Genomic DNA, 9,283 nt, shown 5'->3' with positions numbered 1-9,283 from the left:
CCGAACTCAGCAGTGAAACGATGCATCGCCGATGGTAGTGTGGGGTTTCCCCATGTGAGAGTAGGTCATCGTCAAGATTAAATTCCGAAACCCCTATCTGCGTACGCAGGTAGGGGTTTTGTTTTTGTCCGCCAATTGTAAAAAAAATCACACCAACGTGACTCCACGGTTTTGGTATGGTGCGGCTCTTTGTTAATGGACTGAGTTTGCGCCCACGGATTGGCATCCCCTTTCAAAGAGTTGCTGCACAAGTGCCCGAACCGATACCGATCAAGGACCACGAAAAAGAGACATGCCTGGTCAACAAGAGACTCATGGCCTGCGCCTTGTTCGTTGCCGCTGTCACCTGTGCGCTGGTAGTGCGTATGTATGTCCTGCAAGTAGTCGAGTTCGACTATCACTCGACTATCTCCGAAAACAATCGTGTACATGTCCTGCCGATTACGCCCACCCGCGGGTTGATCTATGACCGCAACGGCGTACTTCTCGCTGACAACCGCCCCAGCTTTAACCTGACCATCACCCGCGAACGTGCTTGCGATGTAAACGAGGAGCTGGACGAGGTGGTCAATCTCCTGCACTTGCCCGCTGAAGATCGCACGCTGTTCGACAAGGCCATGAAACAGGCACGTCATCCGTTCGTACCCGTGACGTTGTTCTATGAGCTGAACGAAGAACAAATTGCCATCCTTGCCGTCAACGAATTCCGCTTACCGGGGCTGGATGTCGAGCCGCAGTTCGTTCGGCACTATCCATTGGGCGAGCACTTCGCTCATTCGGTCGGCTACGTCGGACGCATCAACGAGAAAGAGTCAAAGGCTCTGGATACGGTCGAGTACCGAGGCACCCAATCCATCGGCAAGACCGGAATTGAAAAATTCTACGAGACGCAACTGCACGGCCATGTCGGTTACGAAGAAGTCGAAACCAATGCCCAGGGTCGCGTGCTCCGCGTGCTCAAGCACACTGACCCGGTGCCAGGCGAAAACATTGTCCTGAGCCTCGACGTCAAGCTGCAGGAAGCCGCCGAGCAAGCCCTGGGTGATCGCCGTGGCTCGGTGGTCGCGCTGGATCCGTCGACCGGTGAAGTGCTGGCCATGGTCAGTAACCCGAGTTTCGATCCGAATCTGTTCGTCACCGGTATCAGTTCCAAAGAATACTCTTCGCTACGGGATTCCATTGATCGGCCGCTGTTCAATCGTGTGCTGCGTGGTCTCTATGCCCCGGGTTCGACCATCAAGCCGGAAGTGGCAATCGCCGGCCTCGATGCAGGTGTCGTCACGCCACAGACCCGTGTGTTCGACCCCGGTTATTACCAGCTACCGGATTTCGATCACAAGTACCGCAACTGGAACCACAGCGGCGATGGTTGGGTGGATATGGATGCGGCGATCATGCGTTCCAACGACACCTATTTCTATGACCTCGCACACAAGCTCGGTATCGATCGCCTGCACGACTACATGGCCATGTTCGGGCTCGGTGAGAAAGTCTCCCTGGACATGAATGAAGAGTCCCCTGGCCTGATGCCATCCCAAGCCTGGAAGCGCGCCACCCGTCGTCAGGCCTGGTTTCCGGGCGAGACGGTGATTCTCGGCATCGGCCAGGGCTACATGCAGGTCACGCCGCTGCAATTGGCCCAGGCGACGGCGCTGATTGCCAACAAAGGCGTGTGGAATCGCCCGCACCTGGCCAAAACCGTGGACGGCGTCGCGCCGGTGGATGAGCATCCGATGCCGAACATTCTGCTCAAGGATCCGCGTGATTGGGAGCAAGTCAACCATGGCATGCAGATGGTGATGCACGATGCCCGCGGGATTGCCCGGGCCGCAGCGGCAGGGGCGCAGTATCGTATCGCCGGCAAGAGTGGTACCGCGCAAGTGGTGGCGATCAAGCAGGGCGAACGTTACAACCGGGAGAAAACCCGCGAGCGTAACCGCGACAATGCGTTGTTCGTCGGCTTCGCCCCGGCCGAACATCCGAAGATCGTGATTTCGGTGATGATCGAAAACGGCGAGGCGGGTGGCCGCGTCGCCGGACCGGTCGTCCGGGAGATCATGGACGCCTGGCTACTCGATCAGGACGGGCACCTGAAGCCAGAGTACGCCGCGCCGAGCAAGGTGCCGGGCGATCCTCACGTCTGAACCCACATGGCTTCATAGCACGGGCATCACGGCTGCTCAGGCGTAGGCGAGGGCTTTTTCTTCCAGCAGTTCCTCATACAAGGCCGTCCATTTGCGACCCATTTCGTCCGCGGTAAACAGATTTTGATAACGGGCCTGTGCCTTCTCGCCCATTTGCGCCGCCAGCACCGGGTTTTCCCAAAGCGTGCGCATCGCCTCACGGAACGCCAATGGATTGCTCGGCGGCACCACCAGCCCGGTCTCGTTATGGATATTGATGTAACTGGTGCCCGTGCCAATCTCACTGGAGATCATCGGTTTGCCATACATCGCGCCTTCAAGCAGCGAAATGCCGAAGGCTTCGGAACGCAGGTGTGACGGGAACACGATGGCGTAGCTCAGTTGCAGCAGCGCCACTTTGTCCTCGTCCCCCAGACGACCGAGGAAGTGGACATTGCGTAAACCCAAGGCGGTCGCCTGGGCATGCAGCTCTGCTTCCAGTGGGCCGGCACCGACAATCACCGTCGGGTAATCCAGGTCCTTCAAGGCGTCGAGCAGGATGTGCAAACCTTTGTAGTAGCGCATCACACCGACGAACAGAAAGAACTTGTCGCCGAGCTTTTGCCGCCAGTGGGCCGTTCGATCGCTGTCCGGCTGTGGGTAGCCTGCCTTGTTCAATCCATAGGGGATCACTCGGGTCTTGTGCTGAAACTGTTGCAACACATCACTGGTGTGCAGGTAATTGGGCGACGCAGCGACGATCCGGTCGGCGCTGTGCAGAAAGCGATTCATCAGCGGCCGGTAAAGTTTGAGCAGGTGTTTCTGGCGGATGATGTCCGAGTGGTACGTCACCACGCTGGGTTTGTTCAGGCCGCTGGCGAAGTGCACCAGGTCCATGAACGGCCAGGGAAAGTGGTAATTGACCACGTCGGCCTCGGCCGCCAACTCGCGAAACTGTTTGAAGACGCTCCAGGAAAACCCGGTAGAGGCGAACTGAATGTCGAGTTTGGCCCGATGGACTTCGTGATGACCGAGCTGCACCACCGGCGTTGTCGGATCGGCACTGAGTGTCAGCACCTTGCCTTCAACGCCGTGCAGGGCACCGCTTTCGCACAACTGGAAAATCACTTGTTCGATCCCGCCGACCGAGTCAGGCAGGTACGTCTTGAAAAAATGAAGAACTCGCATTCAACCTCCCATTGCCTGGCGGTAAGCGCTGGCCGTGACTTGCGCGCAGCGTTTCCAGGTAAAAAGCCTTGCCTGTAGCAATCCGGCTTCTCGGCATGCCTGCCAATGCGCTAGATCCTCGATCAGACGACTCATTGCATCGCGCAAGCCGTCGGTTTCATCCGGTTCAACATAGTTACCCGCAGAGCCTGCCACTTCGGGCATGGCCGAACGACTGGTCAGAATGACCGGCGTGCCGCAGGCCATGGCCTCCAGCACCGGCAGGCCAAAACCTTCGTAAAGCGACGGAAAAATCAATGCCCGGGCGCCGGCCAACAGCTGCGCAACGTGCTCGTCAGGCAGATAGCCGAGCAAACAGACATGACCGCTGGCCAGGGCCTGGTGCAATTCTTCGCTGAACTGCTCGCGCTGCCAGCCGGCCATGCCGACGATCAGCAAAGGAAAACGCTGACGGACCGATTCCGGCAATCGGGCGTGGGCGCGCAGGGCGAGGGACAGATTCTTGCGCGGTTCCAGGGTGCCGACACAGAGGAAGTATTCCCGCGCTTCGACGCCATGGGTCTTGAGTACGGCGTCGATAGCTTCGGGGGACCGCGGGTGAAAACGCGCGGCTACACCGAGCGGGGCAACGACAAGTCGCTCGGCCGGTAACCCGAAATGTGCCTGGGCTTCGTCAGCAATGAACTGCGAGTCGGTCAGAATCAGGCTTGCCTGTCGCACGCCGTCGGCCACGCGCCGTTCGATTTCTCGCAAGCGCGCCGGTGGCTGCGTTTCGGGATAGTGCAGGTGAGTCAGGTCATGCAGGGTGATGACGGTCGGACCGTCGAACGACAGCGGCCACAAACTCGGTTCGTGGTAGAGGTCGATGGCTTGCGCGCGGCCCTGATCGAAGCGTTTCTGCTCCAGCCACCGTCGGGCCTGATAGGCCCCCGGAATCTGCCGCAGCAATGGCGTCAGTCGGGAATAACCGGGCATGGCCGCTTGCGGCAGCACATCACTCCAGCCCCAGCCATGAAACAGCGCCAGTTCAATATCCGGTTCACCCGCCAGGGCGTTCGCCAGTTCGGCGACGTAGTGGCCGATGCCGGTGCGCGGCGCCTGGAGAATCCGTGCGTTAAGGGCAATGCGCATGTTGCCTCTCTTGTACGAGCGGCACGTCCGGGAGATTGCGCAGGGTGCGTGAAGCCAGTTGCGCACTGGCTTCACGCCAGCCGATCCAGCGCCAGTGCGCGACGTTGTGAGCGGCCGGGAATTGACCGCTGCTCTCGAAACCAATGACCAGATCAGCCAGGCTTTGTGGCTTGGCCAGATCGAAGTACGCCATGAACTCGCCGCCGATTTCGCGAAAGACCGCAATGTCGCTGCCCATGGCCGGCAGTCCACGCTGCATGGCTTCTACCAGCGGCAGGCCGAAGCCTTCCACAAAAGACGGAAACACCAGTGAGCTGGCGTGGGTGTAGGCATGCTCGAGGCTGGTGTCGCTCAGGTCATTGAACATGAACAGTCGTTGGTTCAGCTGCGGGTGATTACGGACCCGGGCCAGCAGTGCATCGCATTTCCAGCCGACTCGCCCGGCAATGCACAGCCGGACCTTGGAGCCCGCCGCCCAGGCCCGTTCGAAGGCGTCCAGCAGGTAGTCGTGGTTCTTGCGCGGCTCGATGGTACTGACCATCAAAAATACCGGTTCCGGTGTCGCGAACAGCCGGGAAAGACGCGGTTCCACGGCGGCGTTGACTTCCCTCAGGTCCAGTTCGGAGCCGAGGTGGAAATAGTCGAACCACAATTCACTGGCCTTGGCAGAGCCCAGGCGGTGTTGCAATTCATCACGCACCTGATCGCGTACTGTGGCGGAAATGGCCACATAGCCATCGGCGGTTTGGGTGATCCAGTCAAACCACTCGTTGAACACCTGCACCAGCCGAGTGTCGTAAAACTGCGGATGCGTCAGGGGAATCAAATCGTAGATTACTGAAACAATACCCACGCCTTCACGTTTGAGCTGTTCGGCAAACGGGAAAAAGTCGGTGTGCCAGGACGAGTCCAGCAACACCAGTTGGTCCCCCGGTTGATGCTGCAACGGTGCGCAACGTTTGGGCAGTTGATACTGATTGAGCTGGTCGATCAGACGCAGCGGCACGCTGAAGCAGGTCAGCGCTGTCAGTCGATAAGCCACGTATGCCACGCGCCGGGCGAATCGCGATGGCATACGTTGGTCGAGCCGCTGGTGCCATTGCCAGAAACGATGTGCCAGCCGGCCAAGTCGCCCGCCGAACGTCATCAACTGATCGAAAAACGGAATGTTCAGCGCGCCGAGTTTCAGTACCCGATAGAGTTTGCCCTTGAGCATCACAACCGGGATGCATTCAACACCGTCGACCGATTCCGGTAGCTGGTTGACGACGTTGCGCACCACCCGCTGAATGCCCGAATTGACCTTGGGGTGCTGGAATACGTGTGTGCATTCCACCAACAGACGCGTCATGGCGTGCTCCCCGAGGTGACCGGCGCGCTCGAGCGCGTGACGGTGGTCTTCGCGGCCAGCCATGAGCAGCCGACAAAATCTTCCTGGCGGTTGTTGATCACATGGAACACCAGCCCGTAATCGCGCCACTCGAAGTTGCGGTCCAGGTGTGAATCCAGGCGTGACAGGCTCAACGCCACGGAATAGTTACCCTTGCCCAGCCCCATGACGAATGCAAAGCGATAGCTCACGCGTTCGCCAGCCTGCAGATCGGTCAGCGCCTGATCCTGGCGATGGGTGTTGATGCCGTACATGGCCTGGCCCAGGCGATCCTTGATCATGAAGCCCAGTACCAGCCGTTCGATGTCCTGGCGAACCTCGACATTGACCTCCAGCACGACCGGCTGGCCGACTTCGGCGGCGTCGATGGAGCGTTCATGTTGGTCGAGCAAGCGCACGTTCAGAATCCTGGCTTCACCCGTTCCCGAAATGGTACTGACCTGGCCGCCGGCGAGGGCTTCCTGGCGCACGGTCTGTCCTTCACGCTCGGCGAGCAGGGCGTTGTAGTAATCCATGACGGTTTCGGGTGTGTCGTGCATGGCCATGTGGCCGTTTTCCAGGAGGATCGCCGAGTCGCAGATCGACTGAATCGCCCCTCGGTCATGGGAGACGATCAACAGCGTGGTACCGGCTTTGCGAAAGTTGCGGATGCGGTCGAAGCTTTTGTGCTGGAAATAGGCATCGCCCACCGACAGTGCTTCATCGACGATCAAAATGTCCGGGCGCCGCGCGGTGGCCACGCTGAACGCCAGGCGCATTTGCATACCGCTGGAATAGGTGCGCACCGGGTGGTCGATGGCGTCGCCTATTTCCGCGAAGCGCTCGATTTGTGGCATCAACGCTTCTATTTCCTCGACCTGCATACCCAGCAGCTGCCCGGCCATGACCGCATTCTGCCGGCCGGTAAAGTCCGCATGAAAACCCATGCCCAACTCCAGCAGGGCGGCGACGCGGCCTTCGAGCTCAATGGTGCCACAGGTGGGTTGGGTGGTGCCGGTGATCATCTTCAACAAGGTGCTTTTGCCGGCGCCGTTGACCCCGACGATGCCCACCGATTCTCCGGGGGCAATCTGGAAGGTCACGTCTTGCAGCACCCAATGCTGGCGATGACGTATTGGCGAAAACGGGATCAGCCACTCGGCCAGTCGACTCCAGCGGGTAGGGTATTGTTTATAGGCCTTGCCCAGGCCGGTGACGCGTATGTGCCCCATCAGAGTTCATCCACCATTTCACCGACCCTCTGCCGAAACAGCCGCAGGCCAATAGCGAAGAGCAACAGGCTGACGACCATGATCGGCAGCAGCGAACTCCAGACGGGCCATTGGCCGTACAGGAAGATGTTCTGGTAGCTGGTGATCAGGTTGGTCAGGGGGTTGAGTTGCAGCAAGCGCTGCACCCAATCGGGAAGGATGCTCATCGGGTAAACGATTGGCGTCAGCCAGAACCAGAACTGCAGGCAGATGGCGAAAAATTGCCCGACATCGCGAAAAAACACATTCAATACGCCAAGAATGATCCCCAATCCGGAACAGAACATCACCTGTAACGCCAGCAGGGGAATAAGCGCCAACAGTGCCAGGCCCGGTAGTCGACCGGTGATCAACAGAAAGCCGAGGAACAGGCCGATGATGATTGCGAAGTTGATACCGGCATTCAACAGCACGATCACCGGCAGGCAGATCCGTGGGAAGCTGATTTTTTTCAGCAGGTTGGCGTTATCCAGAAACATGTTCTGGCTGCGCACGGTGATTTCTGCGAACAAGCCCCAGGTCAGCAACCCGGCGCAGAGGTAGATGCTGTAGGCCATGCCGTCATCTACCCCAGGCAAACGCGCGCGCATGATGTGGGAAAAAATCACGGTGTAGACAATGATCATCGACAGCGGATTGAGCACGGTCCACAGGGCACCGAACAACGAATTGCGATAACGCGCCTGAAACTCTCGCTGGACGCTACCGAGGATGAACCCTCGATAGCTGCTCAGCGTGCGGTAAAGGGAAAGCAGCATTCAAACCATCCTGCCGTATTGATCTTCGAAGCGGACGATGTCGTCCTCTCCCAGGTATTCGCCGCTTTGCACCTCGATGATCACCAGGTCGATCACGCCGGGATTCTCCAGGCGATGCTTGTGACCGGCGGCAATGAAGGTCGATTCGTTCTTGGCCACCAGGTGCGTGCCGGTGCCGTTGTTGGTGACCTTGGCCATGCCTTCGACCACCACCCAGTGTTCATTGCGATGGTGGTGCATCTGCAACGACAACTTGGCGCCGGGCTTGACCACGATGCGCTTGATCTTGAAGCGCGGGCCTTCCTCGAGCACGGTGTAGGTGCCCCATGGCCGACTGACCGTACGGTGCAGGCGATAGGCTTCGTGCTCTTTGTCCTTGAGTTGCCTGGCCACCCGGCGCACATCCTGGGCGCGGTCGGCGTGGGCCACCAGCACCGCGTCGGCGGTGTCGACGATGATCAGGTTATCCACACCCACGGTCGCCACCAGACGGTTATCGCTCTGGACGAAATTGTTGTGGCTGTCGATGAAGATCGACTCGCCGACGGCGCGGTTGTTTTGTGCATCCGCCGGTACCAGCGCGGCCACCGCACCCCAGGAACCGATATCGCTCCAGTCGAAACGGGCGGGCACGACGACCACCTTGTCTGAGCGTTCCATCAACGCGTAGTCGATGGAGATGTCCATGATTTCGCCAAACAGGGCCGGTGACAGTTCTTGTTGCACATCCCCGGCGTTTTCCACGGGAGCGCTGGCGGCCATGCAGGTTTGTGTCTGCTCCAGCAAGGCGGGCGCATGGGTTTGCAGTTCGGCCAGCAGGGTGGCGACCGAGAAGCAGAACATCCCGGAGTTCCACAGGAAGTTGCCGCTTTCCAGGTAATGCGTCGCGGTTTGCAGGTCGGGTTTTTCAACGAAGCGCCGCACGCTGGCTGCACCTTTATCGTCCAGGGATGTGCCGGCTTCAATGTAGCCAAAACCGGTTTCCGCAGCGGTCGGCACCACCCCGAAGGTCACCAGGTGACCACGCCTGGCCAATGTCACGGCATGCTCGACCGCGTCCTTCAGCGCGTCGACATTGACGATCAAGTGGTCGGCGGGCATGACCAGCATGATCGCGTCGTCGCCATGCAGGGCCTGCAGGGAGAGGGCGGCGGCGGCAATGGCCGGCGCCGTATTACGCCCCGTCGGCTCCAGCAGGAAGTGCCCGCGATGCCGGCCCAGGTGCGCGTCCCGAAAGTGATCCTTGCTCTGGAAGTAGTACTCGCGGTTGGTCACCGTGACGATATCGCCCCAGCCGTCGAGCAGGTCCGCAGCCCGTCGATAGGTCTTGCCCAGTAGCGACTGGCCGTCGGGCAATGCCATGAAGGGTTTGGGATGGCCCTCACGCGACACCGGCCACAACCTTGTCCCGGCACCGCCGGAGAGAATCACGGGAATCAGCAT

7 protein-coding genes are annotated in these 9,283 nt (G+C 59.5%); 1 reads left to right on the top strand and 6 read right to left on the bottom strand.

Annotated elements, in window-relative coordinates; genetic code table 11:
* The first annotated feature begins 251 nt into the window (after positions 1-251).
* Positions 252-2,144, top strand: a complete 1,893-nt coding sequence (gene mrdA / locus KW849_RS30120) for a penicillin-binding protein 2 (protein WP_218433608.1) — start codon at positions 252-254, stop codon at positions 2,142-2,144.
* Between the two features lie 36 nt (positions 2,145-2,180).
* Here the strand turns inward: mrdA and KW849_RS30115 are convergent, their stop codons facing one another.
* The 6 genes from KW849_RS30115 to KW849_RS30090 are packed head-to-tail and all read right to left on the bottom strand — an operon-like array spanning position 2,181 to position 9,283.
* Positions 2,181-3,311 (bottom strand): glycosyltransferase family 4 protein, encoded by a 1,131-nt coding sequence (locus tag KW849_RS30115; RefSeq protein ID WP_218433598.1) that lies wholly within the window; start codon positions 3,309-3,311, stop codon positions 2,181-2,183.
* Positions 3,312-4,442: a glycosyltransferase family 1 protein gene (locus KW849_RS30110; RefSeq protein ID WP_218433596.1), complete on the bottom strand. Its 1,131-nt coding sequence runs from the start codon at positions 4,440-4,442 to the stop codon at positions 3,312-3,314. It lies immediately after the preceding gene.
* Complete coding sequence (locus KW849_RS30105) at positions 4,426-5,793, bottom strand: glycosyltransferase family 1 protein (RefSeq protein WP_218433594.1); 1,368 nt, start codon at positions 5,791-5,793, stop codon at positions 4,426-4,428. The genes KW849_RS30110 and KW849_RS30105 overlap by 17 nt, the downstream gene beginning before the upstream one ends.
* Positions 5,790-7,043 carry an ABC transporter ATP-binding protein gene (locus KW849_RS30100; RefSeq protein WP_218433591.1) on the bottom strand — a complete coding sequence of 418 codons (1,254 nt, stop codon included), beginning with the start codon at positions 7,041-7,043 and terminating at the stop codon, positions 5,790-5,792. Before KW849_RS30100 ends, KW849_RS30105 begins: the two co-directional genes overlap by 4 nt.
* Complete coding sequence (locus tag KW849_RS30095; protein WP_218433590.1) at positions 7,043-7,840, bottom strand: ABC transporter permease; 798 nt, start codon at positions 7,838-7,840, stop codon at positions 7,043-7,045. The genes KW849_RS30100 and KW849_RS30095 overlap by 1 nt, the downstream gene beginning before the upstream one ends.
* Positions 7,841-9,283 (bottom strand): mannose-1-phosphate guanylyltransferase/mannose-6-phosphate isomerase, encoded by a 1,443-nt coding sequence (locus KW849_RS30090; RefSeq protein WP_218433588.1) that lies wholly within the window; start codon positions 9,281-9,283, stop codon positions 7,841-7,843.

This window comes from Pseudomonas sp. PDM26 (assembly GCF_019219185.1).
Lineage (GTDB): Bacteria > Pseudomonadota > Gammaproteobacteria > Pseudomonadales > Pseudomonadaceae > Aquipseudomonas.
This window is presented reverse-complemented; position numbering and strand designations above follow the sequence as displayed.

What these genes read in the sequence shown, in the direction of transcription:
- KW849_RS30110 (WP_218433596.1), bottom strand. Translation starts at nt 4,442, where the DNA reads ATGCGCATTGCCCTTAACGCACGGATTCTCCAGGCGCCGCGCACCGGC.
- KW849_RS30090 (WP_218433588.1), bottom strand. Translation starts at nt 9,283, where the DNA reads ATGCTGATTCCCGTGATTCTCTCCGGCGGTGCCGGGACAAGGTTGTGG.
- KW849_RS30115 (WP_218433598.1), bottom strand. Translation starts at nt 3,311, where the DNA reads ATGCGAGTTCTTCATTTTTTCAAGACGTACCTGCCTGACTCGGTCGGC.
- KW849_RS30105 (WP_218433594.1), bottom strand. Translation starts at nt 5,793, where the DNA reads ATGACGCGTCTGTTGGTGGAATGCACACACGTATTCCAGCACCCCAAG.
- KW849_RS30100 (WP_218433591.1), bottom strand. Translation starts at nt 7,043, where the DNA reads ATGGGGCACATACGCGTCACCGGCCTGGGCAAGGCCTATAAACAATAC.
- KW849_RS30095 (WP_218433590.1), bottom strand. Translation starts at nt 7,840, where the DNA reads ATGCTGCTTTCCCTTTACCGCACGCTGAGCAGCTATCGAGGGTTCATC.